At 61.1% G+C, this 19,948-nt stretch carries 16 protein-coding genes; 4 read left to right on the top strand and 12 right to left on the bottom strand.

Translation table 11 applies throughout. From position 1 onward, the window contains the following. Nucleotides 1-33 precede the first annotated feature (33 nt). From C6382_RS14220 to yaaA, 12 genes are all read right to left on the bottom strand, one after another. On the bottom strand, nt 34-681 hold the full coding sequence (locus tag C6382_RS14220; protein WP_107025055.1) for an alginate O-acetyltransferase AlgF: 648 nt from the start codon (nt 679-681) through the stop codon (nt 34-36). A 12-nt stretch (nt 682-693) separates the two neighbouring features. After that, nucleotides 694-1,851 carry an alginate O-acetyltransferase gene (locus C6382_RS14225; protein ID WP_107025056.1) on the bottom strand — a complete coding sequence of 386 codons (1,158 nt, stop codon included), beginning with the start codon at nt 1,849-1,851 and terminating at the stop codon, nt 694-696. An 11-nt stretch (nt 1,852-1,862) separates the two neighbouring features. Next, nucleotides 1,863-3,320, bottom strand: coding sequence for an MBOAT family protein (locus C6382_RS14230; RefSeq protein WP_107025057.1), 1,458 nt, complete (start codon nt 3,318-3,320; stop codon nt 1,863-1,865). Between the two features lie 161 nt (nt 3,321-3,481). Next, nucleotides 3,482-4,585: a mannuronate-specific alginate lyase gene (locus tag C6382_RS14235; RefSeq protein WP_107025058.1), complete on the bottom strand. Its 1,104-nt coding sequence runs from the start codon at nt 4,583-4,585 to the stop codon at nt 3,482-3,484. A gap of 8 nt (nt 4,586-4,593) precedes the next feature. After that, complete coding sequence (locus tag C6382_RS14240) at nt 4,594-6,048, bottom strand: alginate O-acetyltransferase (protein ID WP_107025059.1); 1,455 nt, start codon at nt 6,046-6,048, stop codon at nt 4,594-4,596. A 12-nt stretch (nt 6,049-6,060) separates the two neighbouring features. Then, on the bottom strand, nt 6,061-7,626 hold the full coding sequence (gene algG, locus C6382_RS14245) for a mannuronan 5-epimerase AlgG (protein WP_107025060.1): 1,566 nt from the start codon (nt 7,624-7,626) through the stop codon (nt 6,061-6,063). Nucleotides 7,627-7,644: 18 nt separating this feature from the next. Then, entirely contained in the window at nt 7,645-9,120 is a 1,476-nt protein-coding gene (locus C6382_RS14250; protein WP_107025061.1) for an alginate export family protein, read from the bottom strand. Then, nucleotides 9,117-10,505, bottom strand: a complete 1,389-nt coding sequence (gene algK, locus C6382_RS14255; protein ID WP_256589104.1) for an alginate biosynthesis TPR repeat lipoprotein AlgK — start codon at nt 10,503-10,505, stop codon at nt 9,117-9,119. Before algK ends, C6382_RS14250 begins: the two co-directional genes overlap by 4 nt. Nucleotides 10,506-10,593: 88 nt before the next feature. After that, entirely contained in the window at nt 10,594-11,760 is a 1,167-nt protein-coding gene (locus C6382_RS14260; RefSeq protein ID WP_107025063.1) for an alginate biosynthesis protein Alg44, read from the bottom strand. 37 nt (nt 11,761-11,797) lie between these two features. Continuing rightward, nucleotides 11,798-13,279: a mannuronan synthase gene (alg8, locus tag C6382_RS14265; RefSeq protein ID WP_178082782.1), complete on the bottom strand. Its 1,482-nt coding sequence runs from the start codon at nt 13,277-13,279 to the stop codon at nt 11,798-11,800. A 72-nt stretch (nt 13,280-13,351) separates the two neighbouring features. After that, nucleotides 13,352-14,668 (bottom strand): nucleotide sugar dehydrogenase, encoded by a 1,317-nt coding sequence (locus tag C6382_RS14270; RefSeq protein WP_107025065.1) that lies wholly within the window; start codon nt 14,666-14,668, stop codon nt 13,352-13,354. Nucleotides 14,669-15,353: 685 nt separating this feature from the next. Then, nucleotides 15,354-16,133, bottom strand: coding sequence for a peroxide stress protein YaaA (gene yaaA, locus C6382_RS14275; protein ID WP_107025066.1), 780 nt, complete (start codon nt 16,131-16,133; stop codon nt 15,354-15,356). 134 nt (nt 16,134-16,267) lie between these two features. Here yaaA and C6382_RS14280 point away from each other — a divergent pair, with 134 nt between their 5' ends. The 4 genes from C6382_RS14280 to moaD all read left to right on the top strand — a co-directional run bounded on the left by C6382_RS14280 (nt 16,268) and on the right by moaD (nt 19,947). Then, nucleotides 16,268-17,395, top strand: a complete 1,128-nt coding sequence (locus C6382_RS14280) for a polysaccharide deacetylase family protein (RefSeq protein ID WP_107025067.1) — start codon at nt 16,268-16,270, stop codon at nt 17,393-17,395. 342 nt (nt 17,396-17,737) lie between these two features. Continuing rightward, the gene (locus C6382_RS14285; RefSeq protein WP_107025068.1) at nt 17,738-19,132 is read left to right on the top strand and encodes a PhoH family protein; all 1,395 of its coding nucleotides are present in this window, start codon (nt 17,738-17,740) and stop codon (nt 19,130-19,132) included. 96 nt (nt 19,133-19,228) lie between these two features. Then, nucleotides 19,229-19,705 (top strand): cyclic pyranopterin monophosphate synthase MoaC, encoded by a 477-nt coding sequence (gene moaC / locus C6382_RS14290; protein WP_107025069.1) that lies wholly within the window; start codon nt 19,229-19,231, stop codon nt 19,703-19,705. After that, nucleotides 19,702-19,947, top strand: coding sequence for a molybdopterin converting factor subunit 1 (moaD, locus tag C6382_RS14295; RefSeq protein ID WP_107025070.1), 246 nt, complete (start codon nt 19,702-19,704; stop codon nt 19,945-19,947). Before moaC ends, moaD begins: the two co-directional genes overlap by 4 nt. Nucleotide 19,948 lies beyond the last annotated feature (1 nt).

Here is a 19,948-nt window from a genome sequence, read left to right on the forward strand (position 1 = left end):
GAGTGTTCTCCGAAGATTGAAAGAGGCAGTTGCTTAACGGGTCGATACCGGGCGCTTGACCCAGACCGGCGACAGGTTGCTGCCGGATCCGGTGACGTAAAGCACCGCTGCTTCGCCGCGCTCCAGAGCCACCGGCTTCAGATCGCTGACTTTTCTGTCGCCTTCATACAGCGCCAGGCTGACCTTGACCGGGTTGATCTCGCGCTCGCCTCGGGCCTTGGCGGCCACCGGCTTGACCACTTCGGTCTTGCCGTCGGCGGTTTTCAGGGTCAGGGCCTGGTCGCTGAGGTTCTGCACCCGCACCAGGGATTTCTGTTTGTTCTTGAACGGCGGCTCCTCCACCAGTTGCGGGGCGCCCGAAGCGTTGTTGACCAGGGTGTAGTAGTGGTCCGAGGCGAGCTTGACCGGCAGGCTCTGACTGCCGAGCTTGGCGCTGTAGTCGCCCTGGGGCATGAAGCTGAAGTCGCTGCTGGCTTGCGCCGCCACGTCGTTGATCCGGGTGTTGCCGACGCTGGCGCTGACCGCCTGGTTGCTGGCGTTGTAGATGCGCACGAAGGTCGAGCCTTTCGGTGCGCTGGGGCCGTACAGGGCGGCATCGGCGCCGGCCCAGGCCTGCAGCGAAAGCAGGCTCATGCCGGCGGTCAGGGCAAAGGCTTTGGCAATACGGTGCTGGGTGGTCATGTGCGTTACCTCTCAGTGTTGCGTCCGATTGGACGACAGGGCCAGGTCTTGATTGGCGTTACGGGTTTTCTTCAGCTGGGCGATCCATTGCGGATCGAAAGTGCTGAGGTCGTTTTTCATTGGCAGATAGCGTTCCGGAAACTCCCAGATCAGCACTTGCGGGGTGCTGCCTTTGAAGGCGTCGCTCTGCAGGTACTTGAGCATTGGCAGCAGCGGGCCATGGCCGTCTTCGGCGTAATTGACCACGTCACTGCGCAGTGCCTGCTGCAGCGCGCCGAGGAAGTTCCAGTTGGGGTTGGCGCTGTAGCTGGTGCCGATCAGCGCCACCGGGATTTGTTTGTCGGCGAACAAGGCGTCGCCACTGTCAGCGTGCGAGTCAGTCGGGCGGGTGCTGCGCTTTTGCAGGGTATCGGGCGGCGGCAGCAGGTTGCTGAACAGTGGGTCGAGCGGCAGAAAGTTGGTCAGGTCGCCCTTGTACGGCGCGCTCTGACGCTGTTCGGTAATGAACTGCTGCGGTTCGCCGTTGAGCAGGTTCTGGCGGCTGACGGCTTCGGCCAGATGCTGGGCGGCCACCTCGGCGCCCAGTGGCGTCCAGTGCGTGTCGGTACGCAGGAACACCTGGCCACGGGCCTTGGCGCTCTGCAGCGGGGTCAGCAGGTCGGGAGCGAAGACGCCGGCCTGACGGGCCTGGGCATGGAATTCGCTGTACAGGTCAGCGTGCAAGCTGGCCGGGGTTTGTTCGCCCAGGTACTCGCTGTACAGCCGCGCCTTGGCCGGTACGATCGCCAGTACCAGCTGCACGCCGCGCTGTTGCAGGGTGTCGCGTACGCCGCGGATCAGCGCGAGGTTTTCCTGTTCGAACTGATCGCTGTTGGCGACCGGTTTGAATTCCTCATCGCTGAACAGCCAGTGCTCGCGGCCAAGCACCACGCCAGGGCGGCCTTCATTGAACAGTTTGAAGTCCAGCGCCGCCCACAGGTTGGTGCCAATGCGCTTGAGTGGGAACTGCTCGTCGTAGTGGGTCTCGGCAGCCTTCGCCAGCTTGCCGTCGAGCACGCTCATCTGCGCGGTACGCTGGAAGCTGTTCAGGCCCCCCAGCGACCACACTCCCAAAGCCAGGAGCAGGGCGAGGAACAACACGGAATAGAGTTTGCGTAATGATCGGGTCATGGTCGGCTCACTCAGAACTGGAAGTAGAGAAACGGCGAGTAGCTTTGCGCCGAGAGCTTGAGGATCGAGGCGACGAACAGCAGCAGCACCAGCACGCGGGTGACGTACAGGCCCCAGTCCAGGCTCAGGCTGCCATCGGCGTGCATGGCCACCGGGCTGGGTTTGGGCTCAGGGTTGGCATTGCGGTAGAAGTCGCGCAGGCCGAAGAACGCCAGGGTCGCGTAGGCCACCAGCAGGGTCGCTACCTGCAGGCCGGTGAGGTTGGCGCGGTTGAGTTCCGACAGCTGCCAGTCAGCGAAGCTGAACATCGCGCCGTACATGCGTGCGGCGACGTCGAGGTTTTCGGCGCGGAAGATCACCCAGCCGACTACTACCAGCAGGAAGGTGAAGGCCCATTTGACTGGGTTGAAGCGTTGCGGGTTGGTGTCCAGGCCCAGCGCCCGTTCGATGGCCAACCACATACCGTGCCAGGCTCCCCAGATGATGTAAGTGAAGTTGGCACCGTGCCACAGACCGCCCAAGAGCATGGTCAGGAACAGGTTGCGGTAGGTGGCGACGGTGCCGCCGCGGTTGCCGCCGAGGGTGATGTACAGGTAGTCGCGCAACCAGGTTGACAGGCTGATATGCCAGCGCCGCCAGAACTCGGTGATCGACTGGCTGATGTACGGCTGCTTGAAGTTTTCCATGAAGCGGAAACCCATCATCAAGCCCAGGCCGATGGCCATGTCGCTGTAGCCGGAGAAGTCGAAGTACAGTTGCGCGGTGTAGGCCAGGGCGCCGAGCCAGGCGTCACCGGTGGTCGGGTTCTGCAAGGCGAAGCAATGGTCGGCGACCACCGCCAGGGTGTCGGCGATGAACACCTTCTTGATAAAGCCCTGCATGAACCGTGTGCAGCCCTCGGAGAACTTGTCGAGGGTGTGGGTGCGGTGGTTGAACTGGTCGGCCAGGTCCTTGAAGCGCAGCACGGGACCGGCGATCAGGTGCGGGAAGATCGCCACGAAGGCGGCGAAGTCGATCAGGTTGCGGGTGGCCGGGGTGTCGCCGCGGTACACGTCGATGATGTAGCTGATCGACTCGAAAATGTAGAACGAGATACCGATCGGCAGCAGCACATGGGTAAGGATAAACGGTTCAAGACCGAAGGAGGTCATGATCGCGTTAATGCTGTCGACGCCGAAGTTGGCGTACTTGAAATAGCCGAGGATGCACAGGTCGACGGCGACCCCGAGCAGCAGCCAGCGCTGGGCCGGATTGCTCCGCACGCCGGCGGCGCCGACTTTCAGGCCGATCCAGTAGTTCCACAGGGTGACCCCGGCAAACAGCGCGAGGAAGTCCACCCGCCACCAGGCGTAGAACAGGTAGCTGGCCAGCAGCAACAGCGCGTTGCGATAGCGTTGCCCGCTCAAGTAGTACAAGCCGAGAAAGATCGGCAGGAACAGAAACAGGAACACATTGGACGAGAACACCATCCCGATCTCTCCTTGTCGTTATCCATAATCGGGGCAGCAGCCCCCCAAGCCCCCCACGTAAATTTGTGGGGAAACCTTTAACAGCATCGCGGGGCAAGCCCGCTCCCACCGGGTACGCCGCGCTCCTGTGGGAGCGGGCTTGCCCTGCGATGGGAACTACCTCATTTCTTCTGTGCGGCCTGCGGGTCGTAGATCCGGGTCAGGTCGCCGCCGAGACGGAAATTCCTGAACGGCTGCATGTCGTGCTTCTTCTTCAGCGCATCGGCACTGCAGCGGTAAAGGCTGCACCAGGGTTCGAGCCAGGCGTATTTGCTGTCGACCTTGAGGTCGCCCATGGCCTGCTTCTCGCCACTTTTGTTGTTGAACGGACTCGGGTCTTTCGCCCCGGACAGCACCCGCTCACCCAGACGCTTGAGCGCACCGTTGTTTTCCGGGCGCACATCAACACCATTGGCCTGGGCAAAGCTGGCGATCATCGCCAGCGGCGGCAGGGCGTAGTTGTGGTAGGCCAGGGCGCGTTGCTTGCGCTTGAGTTCGTTGGGCAAGAAGCCTTGGGCGTCGACCTGGTTGGCGGCCACCCGGTATTCCTTCACCGACCAGTCGAACAGGTCGCGGCGGTCGGTCGCCACGGCGGTGGCCATCACTGACCAGGCGGCCCAGTAGGAATGGTTGTTGATCTTTTCCAGGGGCAGATTGCTCCAGTCCCTGACCACCTGATCGGCCAGGCGTGCGAACCATTTTTCGATCAACTCGGCTTCCTGTTGATGCGCGGCCAGGGGCTGGGGGTTGGAGAATTTCAGCTGCAGCCAGGAGGCGCTCAGGCTGCCCAGCGTCCATTTGCGCATGGACTTGCCGGTGTGGTTGTAGTCGGTCGACATCAACGCATCGGCGCGGGCCCAGCTGCTCAGCCATTCCAGGGTGCAATCGAGCTGCTGCGGGCGGCCGTCGCGCATGTACTGCATGACCTGTTTGCTGACTCCGTGCTCAAGCGTGGTGATGCTCGCGGTGGAGTCGCGGAAGGCTTTTTCCGAGGTCTTGTTCAAGGTTGCGCGGGCGCTGTCCGAACCTTCGTACTTGCTGCGAAATTGCAACTTGCCGGTGTAAGGCTTGGGAACGGCCTCGCACTTGTAGTCGCTGGGGCCGGTCTTGAGTTTTTCGATCCCGGCGTAGTAACCCTGGGGTGGAACCAGCCCGGCAGCCTGCGTAGCCGGGCCGAGCAGGGCCAGGGAGAGCAAGGCCGGAGCCGTCAGTTTGCTGATGTGCATGGTGCGCCTCACTGGCCGGCCTGCGCGGTATGTTGCGCAGTGGCGAAATTGTTGCGTTTGCAGAGCGTGGCTTCGACTTTCTCGGTGCCGCTTTGCGGGCCCTGAACTTCCACCGCGAGCAGGGTCTGGCTGGCCCAGTCTTCATCCTCGCGCAGCTGGAAGGCGAAGCGGCCATCGGTGTCAGCGGTCGTCGGCTTTTCGATCTTCACGTCTTCATGACGGCCGTTGAGGTACCAGAGCGTGGCCTGCAGCACCTTGACCGAGGTGTCTTCGAACTTGATGTCCAGTTGGTGGCGGCCATTGCTCAGGTCCTTGATCACACCAGCCTTGCCGTTGACCATCAGCTCGTTCTTGCCCGGTTTGAGCGTGGCATTGGCGTGCATCTGTGCCGGCTTGCCTTCGCAACCGTTGTCGAGCAGGGCGAGCATTTGCCGCCAGATGGTTTCCTGGTCCAGGCGATACAGTGGCGAGAACTCCCAGATAAGGATCTTCGGCGGGTTGTTCTTGAAGTCGTCACTGCCCAGGTACTGGATCATCGAGCCTTCCAGGCCACCGCCAGGAAAGGCGACGTTGAGCACGTCGGCACCGATGTACTGTTCGAGGAAGCCGGAGAAGTTGTAGTTCTTGCCGCTGTGGCTGGTGCCGACCAAGGTGATTTTTGGATTAGCGGAATCGCCGAACAGGTCGTCGCTGCCGCTTTCGCCCTTGGGTTCGGTGACGAACTGGTCCATGTACTGCACCGCATAGCTGGTGCCGCACAGTTGCCCGGCGACGTTGTGCAGGGTGCCGGTCTTACCCATGCGCCCGGACTTGTGGCTTTCGAATTCACGCCGAGGAATGCCTTCGAATGCAGGCATCTTGTGCACCGTGTCAGCCACAATCTTGGCCGCGCGCTCGGCGCCGTAAGGCGTCCAGTGCTGGTCACCGCGGAAGTAGAAATCCTTGCCCTGGTCGGCAGCAGTCAACTGTTCATTGGTCAGCGGCGACAGGTCGGGCACGTTGTAGCCCATCTTGCTGAAGCGGGCGAGCATCGCCTGATAGTTGCTCAGGGCTTTCTCGTAGTTGAACGCGGCTTTCTCGGCCGGCTTGAGCATGTTGCGGTTTACCAGGCCACGGGTCGGCTGATAAACCACCACCAGCTCGATGCCGCGTGCCTTGAAGGCGTCATGCAGTTGCTGCAGGCGTTTGTAGCCAGCGGGGGTGGTCTGGAATTCGGTGCGCAGATCCTCGCGGGCACGGAACAGCCAGTCACCCTGGGCTTGCACCAGGGTGGTGAAGTTCTGCTGGTAACGGGTGGTGTAGCGGCTGGCGTCATGCGCTTCGGGGCACAACTGGCAGCAGGGTTCGGCGCTGAAGATCGGTGCTTGTACGTTGTCGGCCTGCGCGCTGTTGCTGATTGTCAGCAAGGCAGCGCTTACGCCGAGGAGTTGCAGGCCAAGCAATTTCATCAGATGTGGAGTCATGTCGTGGCTTCCTTAATCCGCCATTTCGGTCTGGCGCTCGACCGGGTCGATCAATACGGCTTTCTGCTGGCGCACCATCAGGTCGAGGATCTCGTCCTGACGTTCACCCAGCACCCCGGAAAAGCTGATGCCGCTGGCCTTGCTCGGTGCCAGCATCGACACCCGGTACAGCTCCACGCTCAACGGCGAGTCGATCGACAACGGGCCGCTGCCGTTGGCCGCCAGCTCACCACCGACGACGATCAGCGAGACCTTGGTGTCGAACGGGTCGAGGGCGATGTCGCGGTCGGTGTCGGAGAGGTCCTTGATGTGGCCGTACACGCCGACCAGGCCGTTGGCCATGGCGACGTTCTCGTACAGGCGGATGTTGACGCTGTTGCGCACGCGAATGCCGTGGCGGCGGTTGTTGATCAGCTTGTTGCCCCAGATCAGGTTGTCGCCGCTTTCGTACAGGGTGATGCCGTCGGTGTGGTTGCGGTAGATCTCGTTGTAGGCGATCAGGTTGTTGACGCTGTTACGGTCGATCACCACGCCCGAGAGCTTGTTGTCGTAGCTCTTGTTGTTGATGATCCAGCTGTCGTTGACCTCACGGGACACGATGATGCCGTGCTTCTTTTTCGTCCCGTACACGCTGTTGCCGGCGATGATCAAACGGTGCGAACGGTCGTGCGGGTCAATGCCGTAGACGATGTTGTCGCGGTAGGTGCTGTCCTTGACCACGAAGTCGCTGGTTTCGTAGCAGTAGAAGCCGTACCACATGTCGCTGAACTGTGAGCCGATGATCCAGCCGGTAGGTTCGGCGCGGCCCATCTGCTTGGCCATGTTCGGCGTGTACTGGGAAATACTCACCCCGTAGGACTTACTCTTGGCGTAGCCGAAGCTGGCCATCTGGCTGTTGACGATGTAAGTCTCGGTGCCGCCCCAGGACAGCAGGAACGGGCGGAACTCGTTGGGCGAACGGAACGTCGCCGGGCCGTTGTCCTGCTCGCGCCAGCCGGTCACCTTGGTATCGGTGACGAACAGTTTGCCGTCGTTGACGATGAACGCGCCGCCTTCCTGGGACAGGCGCAGTTCCTTGACCTTGGCGTCGATCTCCAGCACACCCTTGGCGCCGACCACGATAGGCAGGCGCGCCAGGTAGACGCCTGGCGAGGTTTCGCTCAGGTACTGTTTGGGCACGCGCTTGCTCAGTTCGCTGAAGTCGACATGGCCGTCATCGATGAAGATCGCCTGCGGAATGCCGTGCTGACGCGCCACCCATTCGGCCATCTTGTTGTCGCCACCGATGAATTCCTTGAGTGCGTTTTCCTGCAGCATGCGCCGCACCGAGACTTTGCCCTTGTGCGTACGCTGGATCTTTTTCTGCACTGCCTCAGCGCTGTAGCCGGACAGGTCGGGCAGGGTCGGCGGCGGAATCTGCAGCGGTTCGATCGGCGCGCTGCTGACCGTATAAGTCTTGGCCTGTTGCAGTCCTTTGGCCACCGGAACCGGCGCCTGACTGTTGGCCAGGGCGATGCTGCTGGCCAGCAACAGGCTACCGGCCAGCAAGCGCTGCAGGGTGTTCGATTGAAGGCTCATATCAGTGCACTCCAGGCATCAGAAGCGCCAGATCACGTCGACGAAGGCGCGGTGCATGTACGAGTCGGTTTCCTTGCCATAGGCGTCACCCGGCTTGAACACCCCGGCACGCAAACGCACCAGCGCCGACGGCTCGTCGACCGACTGGCTCAAGGAGGCGGGCAACAGGCCTTGCTTGAAGTACTTGGTGACCACCACATCCATTTCCTGGCCCAGATCTTTCTCGCCCTGGATCAGCGGACGGTTGATCCCGTTGTCCTCGACCACCGCGTTGATGCCGCTGCTGCTGATGTTCTGGTCGCCATCGACGCGCCAGAATTTGTGGTAGATCAGGCTGGCGTCGTAGTCGTCGCGCAGTTGCCAGGAGGTGAACAGGGTCGCGGCCTGGAGGTTGCCCAGTTCGCCACGGAACGCCTCGCCGAAGCGGTGCACGCGTGAGCGGGTGCCGGTGAAGTTGGAGCGGTTGCTTTCAAGGCCGGTCTGCTCGTAGTTGCTCGAACCGTCGCTGCCACCGCCGCCGCGGGCGTAGGCGGCGCCGACTTGCCAGTTGGGGTCAAGGCGCAGGCGGATACCGAGGTCGCTGGCCCAGGCGTTGACGTCACGGCTCTGCTTGCCGCTGGCAATCTGTTCGCCATTGACGGTAGTGGTGTTGAGGCTGTCGCGGTCACCGGTCAGCCAGGTCACGCTACCCCAGTAATTGACCAGGTTCTGGTTGCGCCAGTTGTAGGCGTCGCTGTTGGCCTCAAGGCCCAGCCAGGTCAGATCGCCGGTACGTGTCTTGTCCAGCTCATCGACGGTCTCGCCCGGGCTCTTGAGATTGCCGTTGTCATGGGTGTGGTGGGCGCGCAGGCCGGCCCAATGCCCTGGTGTCCACTGGGTGGCAATGTCGCCGTAGACGTGCAGGCGATCCTTGTCTACCGGGGCCAGCTCGGTGAGGTCGGTACGGTATTCACTGAAGCGCTCGGCGACGCCAAGGTTGGCGCGCAGCAGGGTGGTGTCGAAGGTCCAGTTCAGCGCTTCGATGTTGGTGTCGCGCCACATGCCGTCTTCGTTGCGCAGGCGCTGGCGGCCGAAGCGCAGCTGTTCGCCGGGGTAGGCAGTCAGGCCGCTGTAGCCGACCCAGAATTCGCGCATCGCCAGGTAGCTCTTGTCAGCCTCGCGGCCATCGGCATTACTGCTGCCAGATTCGGCTTGGTTGCCGGACTGGCGCAGAGAGTCGGTCTCGATGATGTCGGTGGCGGCAACCGCCTGGCCCATGGCGAAGGCGCTCCAGTTGCCGCGTTCACCATAGACCCAGGGGCGCAGGTCCAGACCCACACCGTTGACGTCGCCACCAGAGCGGGTGCCCAGATCGCGGTCGTCTTCGGACTGACCGGTGATCTTTATATCCAGGCCAAAGTTCTTTTCAGCGGTCATCGCCGCCAGGGTCGGGCACGACCACAGCAGGGCGAAACCAAGGCCGAGGCCGGCTTTCATCCACGGATTGAGTGTCATAGGGAGTCCTCGCCTTCTTCAGGTGCTTGCACAGCATGCAGGGCCAGGGCACCTGCGCCTTGGCCGATGGCGCCACGGGCCTGACGCTCCTGTTGCAACAGGCGTTCGGCCTGGGCTTTTTGTGGTGGGCTGAGTTGCTGGTCGAGCTCAGCGGCCAGTGTCTGGGATTGCTCGCTGGGGTTAGCCTGCGCCAGTTGGCTGAAGACCCAGGCGTTGACCAGGTCCTGGCGAATGCCATGGCCTTCGCTGAACAGCTGCGCCAGGGCGTAGTCGGCACTGAGCTGGCCGCCGCGGGCGGCCGTGAGCAGATGATCGACCGCTTTCTGCGGATCGACGTTGCCCAGGTAGCCACGGCGGTACAGCTGACCCAGGTAGTAATGGGCGCTGATTTCGCCAGCGTCGGCGGCGTTTTGCAGATGGCTTTCGGCTTTTTCTGCATCGGCCGGAACAGTCTTGCCTTCGTAATACAGGCGCCCCAGCAACAGCTCGGCACGGGGTTGTTCAGCCGCTCGGCCCTTGTCGATGTACTCCATCAGCTTGTCGGTGTCGCCAAGCTCGGGGAAGTCGTAGGCCAATTGCGCCAGGCTGACCCAGGAGGCCGGGTTGACGGGAGCCACTTGCTCAAGCAGCGCCTGGGCGGTTTTCTCGTCGGTCTGCCCCAAGCTGCGGTCGGCCAGCACACGGGCGACGCTGTCGACGCGGCTGGCTGGAATCACGCCGCGCTGGTAGGCGCTTTTCACTTGCTCGATCAACGCGGCTTGCTGCTCGGCCTGGCCGCGTTTCTGGTACACGCTCGCCAGTTCGACGTAGCAAACGTCGGTGGTGGTCAGTGCGGCCTTGCAGATCCGCTCGACCTCGGCCAGGTGCTGGTCGTAGGTGTTCTGGGTGCGATATAGCAGCACTTGGGCCAGGCCCGCTTCCGGGTAGCCTGCGGCGCGCCACTGATCGATCTGCTGTTGTGCATTGGTGCCGGGGAAGCTCTGCGGGAATTGCAGGTAGAGCATCGCCAGAGGAATCAGGGTGCTGCCCTCGCCATTGGCGAAGGCTTTCTTCAGCAGGGTTTCGGCTTCCTGGCGTTCAGCTTCAGAAGCATCCGCTTTGGCGGCCAGCAGACGGCCAAGGCGAGCCTGGGCACGCGGCGAAATATCGGCGGCAGCGCGGTAGGTCGCTTCGGCTTGCTTGAGTTTGGCCGGATCGCGGGTTTCCATCTGGATATCGGCCAGACCGACCTGAGCCTCGCTGTAGCCGAGGTCGGCCAGTTGCTGGTAGTTCTGTTCGGCCAGGGCGGTGTCGCCGCGCTTGAGCGCTTCGTTGGCCAGGCGTTGGTCGGGCAGGCCGGCGCAACCGGCCAGGCTGATGGCCAGGGCCAGGCTGCACAGGATCATGAGCGAGCTGGGCCCATGGGGGCCGCTGCGCAGCCCATCGCCGGCAATGCCGGCTCCTACAGGTCGAGTATTCACCAGCATGTCTCCCTTAGAGCCCACGGGCTACGGCTTTGTCGATCAGCCAGTCCAGCGACGGGCCACGATTGCTGTCCACCGCCACTGGGCGGTCCGCCAGTTCGCCGGGCAAGGCACCTTCGGGTTGGATCTGCACACGAATGTCCGAAGACAGGTCTTCGCTGTTCAGGCTGGTGCTGCTGACGATCTCGCCAGTGCGCCATTGGTCTTCGCCAGCGATCTGGAAATTGACCCGGGTACCCGGCTGGACGTCGTCGAACTGGCGATAGCTGAAACGCGCCTCGACGCTCGGATTCACCGTGCGCGGAATCAGCTGGAAGATCACCTGGCCTTTGCTTGCATACTGGCCGTCATCCACCAATTGGCGAGCGACCACACAATCGCAAGGGCTGGTCAGGGTGCCGCTCAGTTGCTTGCCGAACAGTTCTTCGACCTTGCTCGGCTCAAGCTGTTGGTCGTCCAGATGGCCCTTGAGCATGTCCAGCATGCTGGTGCTGAACGAGGCCAGCGGTGCGCCCTTGACCACCTGGCCACCATCCTCGACCAGGCTTTGCAGTGTGCCGTCGCGGGGCATGGTGACGTTGGTGGTCGGCACACTGACCACACCGGCCTGGGCATGGCTGACGAAGTAAAGGCCATACACCGACTTGGCGATGAAGCCGAAGGCGGCGACGCCGACCACGAACACGCCAAGGCTGAACGTCACCGCACGCAGACGGCCGAGGGCACTCATGCCGCCGTTGGCGTCTTTGTGCTTGCGCGCCTTGGTGAAGTTGTCGCGTTGCAGGGTGCTGAGCACATCGCCAATGGTGATCAACTCGCCCGACAAGTGCGAAGTGATGATGTGTCGCAGGGTAGCGATATCGCGCGGCTCAAGGTTCTGGAACTGCACGCCGGTACGGCCGCTGGACGGGTCGAAGGAGCGCACCTGGAACTCGATGTCCATGGCCAGGCCGAGCTTGTCGACGGTGAACTGCAAGCGCCCGCGCGACACATCGCCGATTTTCAGCGGCTGCTTGGCATGGAAGCTCAGGCCGCCGGCAGACAGGTCATCGACCTTCACTTCCAGGGTTTCGCGGTTGCTCCCCAGGTAACGCAATTTGGCCGGGATGCGCACCCGGGCGTGCTGGCGCTGGGCTTCGGACTCATGCACGACATTGACGTTCACGGCGGTATTCATGGCGATTTGTTCCTGTTTAATCCAATCGGTTTCCGGCTCACACGACCATGAACAGCACAGCAATGAAGATGCTGGCTGCCGAGAAGGTCATGGTCCGGGAGGACCAGGTGTTGAACCATTGTTGAAAGCTGGCGAGGTCGCGTTTGAGGGCAGTCGGCTGGCGCGTCCAGGACTGCTTGTCGAGGCGGAAGAACACGTAGATTTTCATGATCGCGCCGACGATCTGGTTGTAATAAAGGATCAGCGGGTAGGCCGGACCGATGTTGTGGCCCGAGCACAGCAGCATGAGGGTCAGGATCAGGCGGGTGATGCCGATCCACAGCAGGTATACCAACAGGAACGCCGGGCCGAATTTCAGGCTGGCAATCACCGCAACGCTCAAGCCCAGCAGGCTGGTCCACATCGATACACGCTGGTCGAACAGCACCACGCTGGTGAACAGGCCCAGGCGACGGATACCCAAGCCGAGGGCTCGCGAGTTCTGCCGCAGGTTGTTGCCGTACCAGCGGTACATCAGTTTGCGGCTGGCCTTGATGAAGCTCTTTTCCGGCGGGTGCTCGACCGTGTTGATCGCCGCGTCCGGCACGTAGAAGGTGTCGTAGCCCAGGCGCATGAGGCTGAACCAGCTGGACTTGTCGTCACCGGTGAGGAACTTGAAGCGGCCCAGACGCCAGTGCTGCAGCGAGTCGTTCTCGACGTCGGCGATGAATTCTGGGTTGGTCACCACCGCGGCGCGGAACACCGACATGCGCCCGGTCATGGTCAGCACGCGCTTGGACAGGGCCATCGAGCACATGTTGATGTGGCGCTGGGCGAAGCGCAGCTTGTGCCACTCGCTCATGATGTAGCCGCCGCGCACTTCGCAGAATTCGTTGGTGGTCAGGCCGCCGACATTGGCGAACAACTTGAACCACGGCACGGTCTTGCGCACCACGCCTGCATCGAGCACGGTATCGCCGTCGATCACCGCTACCACGGCATTCTCGTCCGGCAAGTGGCGGGAGATGGCACGAAAACCGTAGGCCAGACCGTCACGCTTGCCGGTCCCGGCGATACGCACGAAGTCCAGGGTGACGCGGTCCGGCGGATTGAGTTTTTCCCAGAGGCTTTTCACCAGCAGCTCGTCTGACATTTCCACCAGCGAGCAGACCACCGTGGTCGGGTAGCCGCAGTCGATCGCCTCGCGAATTACCGAGCTGTAGACCTGGGCAGTGGTCAGGGCGTCGATGCGAAAGCTGGTGACCATCAGGTAGACATGCGATGGATCGGCGGCGCTGCCCAGCTTGCGCACCTTGCGACGTAGCAGCGGGTAGACCACATAGAGAAACAGCATGCCGCGCACAAAGTGCGTGGCACCCATGGAATAGCGCCAGATACCGACGGCGCCGACGAGGAAAATGAAATCCTTCGAGTCGGGGTCGAAAATGGAGTTGGGCAAGGCCAGGGCGATCAACATGAGCAGGCTCACGTAGAACAGCCAACCGGCGACCTGTAGCAGGTCGTGCTTGAGCCTTTGCATGTTCTGCATCCGTATCCAGAGAGGAGAGAAGGGTGATGCACAGGGCCCAAAGGCCCTGCGCAACCTGCCGGGTTACCAGCAGATGCCTTCGGTGCGGGTGGCCGGGGAACTGGCCTTGCTCATGAAGCCGACCAGATCGATGACCTGCTTGCCTTCAGGCGCTTGCTGGGCCAGGGCGCGGAACTTCTCGTCGCGGTTGCCCAGGACGATCACGTCGGCGTGGTTGATGACCTGGTCGAAGTCAGCGTTGAGCAGCGACGAAACGTGGGGGATCTTCGACTCGATGTAGTCCTTGTTCGCCCCGTGAACCCGGGCGTACTCGACGTTGCTGTCGTAGATGTTCAGCTCATAGCCCTTGCCGATCAGGCGCTCGGCCAGTTCCACCAGCGGGCTTTCGCGCAGGTCGTCGGTGCCGGCCTTGAAGCTCAGGCCAAGCAGGGCGACCTTGCGCTTGTCGTGGCTTTCGATGATGTCGAAAGCGTTCTGCACCTGCGATTCGTTGCTGGTCATCAGCGAGTTGAGCAGCGGCGCCTTCACGTCCAGGCTGCTGGCGCGGTAGGTCAGGGCGCGTACGTCCTTGGGCAGGCACGAACCGCCAAAGGCAAAGCCTGGGCGCATGTAGTACTGCGAAAGATTCAGGGCTTTGTCCTGGCAGACCACGTCCATCACTTCGCGGCCATCGACACCGACCGCTTTGGCGATGTTGCCGATCTCGTTGGCGAAGGTCACTTTTGCCGCGTGCCAGACGTTGCAGGTGTACTTGATCATCTCGGCCACTTCGATGTCCTTGCGGATGACCGGCGCGTCGAGCTCTTCATACAGCGACTGCAGGACGTCGCCGCTGGCCTTGTCCAGCTCACCGATGACCGTCATCGGTGGCTGGTCGTAATCCTTGATCGCGGTGCTTTCACGCAGGAACTCTGGGTTGACCGCTACGCCGAAATCGACGCCGGCTTTCTTCCCCGAGCAGTCTTCAAGTATCGGGATCACCACGTTCTTCACTGTGCCTGGCAGCACCGTACTGCGCACCACGATGGTGTGGCGGCTGGCTTTTTCGCGCAGCACGAAGCCGATTTCGCGGCACACCGACTCGATGTACTCCAGGCCCAGGTCGCCGTTCTTCTTGCTCGGCGTACCCACGCAGATCATCGACAGGTCGCTGTCGATGATCGCCGCGGCAAAGTTGGTGGTACCACGCAGGCGGCCGGTGTCGATACCCTGTTGCAAGAGTGCTTCAAGCCCGGGTTCGACAATTGGCGATTTGCCCTGGTTGATCAGATCAATCTTGGTCCTGGAAACATCCACGCCAATCACTTCATGACCCCGTGCGGACAGGCAACCAGCACAGACTGCACCCACATAACCCAAACCAAAGATGCTGATACGCATCGCTATCACCTCATGTGTTTATCATGCCGACTCAACTTGCAGAGTCAGGCCGGGTTGATTAACCAGCAATGTCCGGGCGAACGGAGTTGTGGCAAAAAGATGTCATTTCAGCGTTCGCAGGCATATAAATATGGAGTGCAAGATAATCTGCACTCGAAGTTGGCAGCCAATGGCCAATAATTATGGACGTGCCCTTCCATGCAGCCGTCTTTATTGCAATTCCGTGTCCGGATACTGCAGTGCTTGCTCTTTCAAGCGGATAAAATCCTTTGAAATCAACCACTAGGACGATTTTTGTCGGGCGCGGATCTCCTCGGTTCGCTGTAGGTCATCTCTCACACGATGCTCGAGAATCGTTACGGGTGGTATGAGCGATGGGCGAGGGAATAAGTTCCGAGGGCGGTTCAGTGAGCGTGAAAGATTTTTAAATAATTATTGAAGTGCCAGTGCTTTCACTTTGATAGCACTCGGTAGTTTCGTCCCTGTATATAAAGGGCGAACTTGTGGAGGGATGTTTTATTGCCAGTATCGGAAATTATTTTTTGAATTTCGTCAAAAAATTACGAATGGTCTTAGTGGCGTTTTGCAATATTGGCGTTATCGCGGGGCAAGTCGAGTCGTCGCATCGCCGCTCCCACAGGGGCAATATAATTGCTGTGGGAGCGGGCTTGCCCCGCGATGCTGTTTACTCGTCCGGATGATCGCGCAGAAACACCAGATTGTCCGGCTTCGATTGCTCGGCACTGTAGTAGTAACCCTGCACATCGAACTGCTTGAGCTGCTCGGGATCGTTGATGCGCTCCTGGATTACGAAACGGCTCATCATCCCGCGGGCTTTCTTGGCGTAGAAGCTGATGATTTTGTACTGGCCGTTCTTGAAGTCGCGGAACTCGGTGTTGATGATCCGTGCCTTGAGCGCATTGCGTTTGACTGCGCTGAAGTACTCGTTGCTGGCCAGGTTGAGCAGCAGATCGTCGCCTTGCTCGGCGAGCGCCTGGTTCAGCCATTCGCTGATGCGCGTGCCCCAGAAGGCATACAGGTCCTTGCCGCGGGCGTTGGCCAGCTTGGTGCCCATTTCCAGACGGTAGGGTTGCATCAGGTCCAGCGGACGCAGCAGTCCGTACAGCCCCGAGAGCATGCGCAGGTGGTCCTGGGCGTAGCTGAAGTCGTCTTCGTTCAGGCTTTGGGCATCCAGACCGGTGTACACGTCACCCTTGAAGGCCAGTAACGCCTGCTTGGCGTTCTCCGGGGTGAAAGCCGGGGTCCAGCTGCCGAAGCGCGCGGCATTGAGGCCGGCGAGCTTGTCGGAGAGGTGCATCAGCTCGCTGATTTGCGCCGGTGACAGTTCGCGCAGTTGCCCGATCAGTTCCTGGGAGTCGTCCAGGTACTGCGGCTGGGTGTAGCGCTGGGTTACCGGCGGGGTGTCGTAATCGAGGGTCTTGGCGGGGGAAATCACCGTCAGCATCGGTCGGGCTCCTGAAATCGTGGCGCCGATTCTACGGGGCGGGGGCGTTGATCTCCAGCTATGACGTTGATAGCCACAGACCATCCCGACGCTTGACGCTATAGTGCGCGGCGAGGAAATCGGGGAGCTCGATCGTGCGCATTGCTTTTCTACTACTGAGCGGACTGTTAAGTGCCGCGGCGCAAGCCGCGCCTGTGCCGCCGACCACCTTCGAACGTGGTCACTGGCCAGAGCAACTCGACAGCCCGGCGCTGTTCGATGTGGCCTCGCGGGCCGAGATTCTTGGTTTTTCCCAGGCCCTTGCGGCCAGCGAAGCGCTCGACGAACCGGCGCTGGCAGCACGTCTGGGCCTCAAGCAGATCAATCTGCTGTCGATCAACCAGGTGCGCGCGCGCTTGTGGCAGCGGTTATGGCGCAATTACGACCTGGCCCAGCAGAGCTGTGAACAGGATGCCTCGTTCTGCTATGCCATCGACGGCCAGGCCGAGTTGCGCCAGCAAGCGGCGAAGTTCGAAGTGGCCAACGGCTCTTTCTATGCTGGCTGGGCCGAACCCAGCCGCGAGTTCCATCGGCGTTATCTGGACGAGTTGTTGCGCAAAGCCGCGCTGTTCCCGCAGAGCGCTAGCGAAATCGAACGTTATTCGCAGCTTGAGCGCAACGGTGATGAGCTCAATGACCGGCTGTTCATGCTGACTTTCGACTCAGGCCCCAGCGCCATCGGTGCGGGTACCGATACCCTGACCGACTACCTGCGCCGGCAGAAGCTCGGCGCGACCTTCTTCGTGCTTGGCAACAGCCTGCAGACGCGCCGTGACAAGACTTCGCTGGCGGACCTGCGTGCCCTCTACACAGGCCAGTGCGTGGGGATTCAAGGCTGGCAGTACCGCTCTCACGGGCAATGGCAGGACTGGCAGCAATCAGTGCTGCGCAGTCAGGCCCGGGTGCAGGCGGACCTGCCCGATCAGTATGTAGCGCTGTTCAGGCCGCCCTATGGTCAACGCCGGGCTGACAGCCAGGACTTCTTCGCCAGCCAGGGGTTGCAGGTGGTGTTGTGGAATATCGACGCCCAGGATCAGAGCACCTTGACTGGCGAACAGTCGGCGCAACGGGTGCTGACCCTGATGCTGCTCTGGCGCCGCGGACTGATCCAGTTTCACGACGTCCAACCCAAAGCGCAGGAGGCCGTGGCCTGGCTGCTCAAACAGACGGCGCAAAGCGGTATCGGTTGGGAAGATTGCCGGCACTTTGCCGGAAAAAGCTGAAATCAGGGTGAGAACAGTGCGTTCAGCAAGAAAATGTTACGCGCAATTCACTGGGCCTGATTTATGACTGTAGCGGTGCTTTGCCCCTGCGCCAAGGGCTAAGTGTCATCACGAAAAATAAACTTCAAAAATACGTAAAAATGCTTTTTCCGGTCATGGGTTTTGCGGTATCAAGAAGACAGACCGCCGAACCCTGCATCACAGGTGGCGTCATTGGGCACCATTTCTGTGAGGGCAGCTTCCCACCCGTAACGACGCGGACCAGGGAAGAACCGGCGGCCACTTCACGGCGCAGCATCGTTCAGGTATTGCGTTGTATGGCTTCCACAAAGGTGACCGAGTATGGATGATCAAGGACGCACCACTTCCTCCAACCAGCCAATCCTTTATGTGCTCGATACCAATGTACTGATCCACGATCCAAACGCATTGCTCAATTTCGAGGAGCATCACGTCGCCATACCGATGACGGTGCTGGAGGAGCTCGACAAACTCAAGACCGGAAAGCACACCATCGCCGCTGAATGTCGCCAGGCCATCCGCCTGATCGACCAGACCCTGGGCGATGCCTCGCCTGCCGATGTCGAGCAGGGCGTGCCGATCCAACGCGGCAAGAGCGGGCCCAAGGGTTCGCTGTCGATCCTGATGAGCCCGCGCAACGAGCCCAACCGTCTGCTGCCGGAAACCCTCAACGACAACATCATCATCAACCAGTTGCTGGAGTTGCGCAGCCGGCGCAAAGACCTGGATGTGGTGCTGGTGACCAAAGACATCAACATGCGCCTCAAGGCCCGCGCCTGTGGAATTGCGGCCGAGGACTACAGCACCGACCAACTGGTTGACGACGTTTCCCTGTTGTCCAAGGGCTATCACAGTGTCACCGGGTCGTTCTGGGACCGGGTCAGCAAGGTCGAAACCCGCCAGGAGCGTGGGCGTACCTGGCACCGGGTGCAAATGATCGACAACCTGCCGGCGGTGCACATCAATGAGTTCATCATTGACGAGCAGGGTTTCGTTGGCTGGATCAAGGGCATCAAGGACGACGAGCTGCTGTTGCTCGACCTGCACCAGGAACCGCTGTTGCACCAGGAAGCCTGGGGCCTGAAACCGCGCGACATCCATCAGAGCCTGGCATTGTTCGCGCTGCTCGATCCGGATATTCACCTGGTCAACCTGACCGGCGCTGCCGGTTCCGGCAAGACCATCCTGGCCCTGGCCGCCGCCATTGAGCAGACCATGGTCAGCAAACGTTACCGGCGCATCATTGCCACCCGCAGCGTGCAGGGGCTGGACCAGGAGATTGGCTTCCTGCCAGGTACTGAAGCGGAAAAAATGGAGCCTTGGCTCGGGGCGATCACCGACAACCTTGAAGCGCTGCACATGGATGATGAAAACACCCATGGCAGTGTCGACTACATCCTTGAACGGGTGCCGCTGCAGTTCAAATCGCTGAACTACATTCGCGGTCGCAGCTTCCAGCAGAGCCTGATCCTGATCGATGAATGCCAGAACCTCACCCCGCACCAGATGAAAACCATCATCACCCGTGCCGGTACCGGTTCCAAAGTGATCTGCCTGGGTAACCTGGCGCAGATTGACACCCCTTACCTGTCCGCCACCAGCTCGGGCCTGACCTACCTGACCGAGCGATTCAAAGACTTCCCCAACGGCGTGCACATTACCCTGCAGGGTGTGCCGCGTTCGATCCTGGCCGAATACGCCGAATCGCACCTGTAACCCTTGGGCACCGGGCGGCTCTGCCGCCCGGTTTTTTTCGCTGCGATATCCACACCCTTGGGTTTACACTCTTCACTCCTGAACAGGAGGAAGGCTGTGCTGACTCATCTCGATTCCCAAGGTCGGGCCAATATGGTCGACGTTACCGATAAAGCCGTGACCTCGCGCGAGGCCGTAGCCGAAGCGCGGGTGCGCATGCTCCCGCAAACCCTGCAGATGATTATCGAGGGTGAGCACCCCAAGGGGGATGTTTTCGCCGTGGCACGCATTGCCGGTATCCAGGCGGCGAAGAAGACCAGCGACCTGATCCCGTTGTGCCACCCGCTGATGCTGACCAGCGTCAAGGTCGAGCTCAGCGCCGAAGGCAACGACACCGTGTATATCGTCGCCCGCTGCAAGCTGGCCGGACAGACCGGCGTGGAAATGGAGGCCCTGACTGCTGCCAGCGTCGCCGCACTGACGATTTATGACATGTGCAAAGCCGTTGATCGCGGCATGATCATCGACGGTGTGCGGGTGCTGGAAAAGCTCGGCGGCAAGAGCGGCCATTACCAGGCGGATGACGTGAAATGAGCATCAAGGTGATGTATTTCGCTCGTTACCGCGAAGCGCTGGGTGTCGATAGCGAGAAACTCGAAGGTGCGTTCGCTACCCTGGACGACGTGCGCAAGGCGTTGGTCGCCAAAGGTGGCAAGCATGAAGTTCTGGGCGAACAGAACCTCATGTGCGCGCGTAACGAAGAGCTCTGCAAGCTTGACGAGCCAGTGACAGACGGCGACGAAGTGGCGTTCTTCCCCCCAGTGACCGGAGGCTGAG

The sequence above is a fragment of the Pseudomonas sp. BBP2017 genome, from assembly GCF_003024385.1.
Classification (GTDB): Bacteria; Pseudomonadota; Gammaproteobacteria; order Pseudomonadales; family Pseudomonadaceae; genus Aquipseudomonas.

Excerpts from the sequence above, each read along its gene's own strand:
- C6382_RS14220 (WP_107025055.1), bottom strand. The coding sequence starts at position 681 with ATGACCACCCAGCACCGTATTGCCAAAGCCTTTGCCCTGACCGCCGGC.
- C6382_RS14250 (WP_107025061.1), bottom strand. The coding sequence starts at position 9,120 with ATGACACTCAATCCGTGGATGAAAGCCGGCCTCGGCCTTGGTTTCGCC.
- algK (WP_256589104.1), bottom strand. The coding sequence starts at position 10,505 with ATGATCCTGTGCAGCCTGGCCCTGGCCATCAGCCTGGCCGGTTGCGCC.
- moaD (WP_107025070.1), top strand. The coding sequence starts at position 19,702 with ATGAGCATCAAGGTGATGTATTTCGCTCGTTACCGCGAAGCGCTGGGT.
- C6382_RS14225 (WP_107025056.1), bottom strand. The coding sequence starts at position 1,851 with ATGACCCGATCATTACGCAAACTCTATTCCGTGTTGTTCCTCGCCCTG.
- C6382_RS14240 (WP_107025059.1), bottom strand. The coding sequence starts at position 6,048 with ATGACTCCACATCTGATGAAATTGCTTGGCCTGCAACTCCTCGGCGTA.
- C6382_RS14235 (WP_107025058.1), bottom strand. The coding sequence starts at position 4,585 with ATGCACATCAGCAAACTGACGGCTCCGGCCTTGCTCTCCCTGGCCCTG.
- alg8 (WP_178082782.1), bottom strand. The coding sequence starts at position 13,279 with ATGCAAAGGCTCAAGCACGACCTGCTACAGGTCGCCGGTTGGCTGTTC.
- C6382_RS14230 (WP_107025057.1), bottom strand. The coding sequence starts at position 3,320 with ATGGTGTTCTCGTCCAATGTGTTCCTGTTTCTGTTCCTGCCGATCTTT.
- C6382_RS14260 (WP_107025063.1), bottom strand. The coding sequence starts at position 11,760 with ATGAATACCGCCGTGAACGTCAATGTCGTGCATGAGTCCGAAGCCCAG.
- C6382_RS14270 (WP_107025065.1), bottom strand. The coding sequence starts at position 14,668 with ATGCGTATCAGCATCTTTGGTTTGGGTTATGTGGGTGCAGTCTGTGCT.
- algG (WP_107025060.1), bottom strand. The coding sequence starts at position 7,626 with ATGAGCCTTCAATCGAACACCCTGCAGCGCTTGCTGGCCGGTAGCCTG.
- yaaA (WP_107025066.1), bottom strand. The coding sequence starts at position 16,133 with ATGCTGACGGTGATTTCCCCCGCCAAGACCCTCGATTACGACACCCCG.
- C6382_RS14285 (WP_107025068.1), top strand. The coding sequence starts at position 17,738 with ATGGATGATCAAGGACGCACCACTTCCTCCAACCAGCCAATCCTTTAT.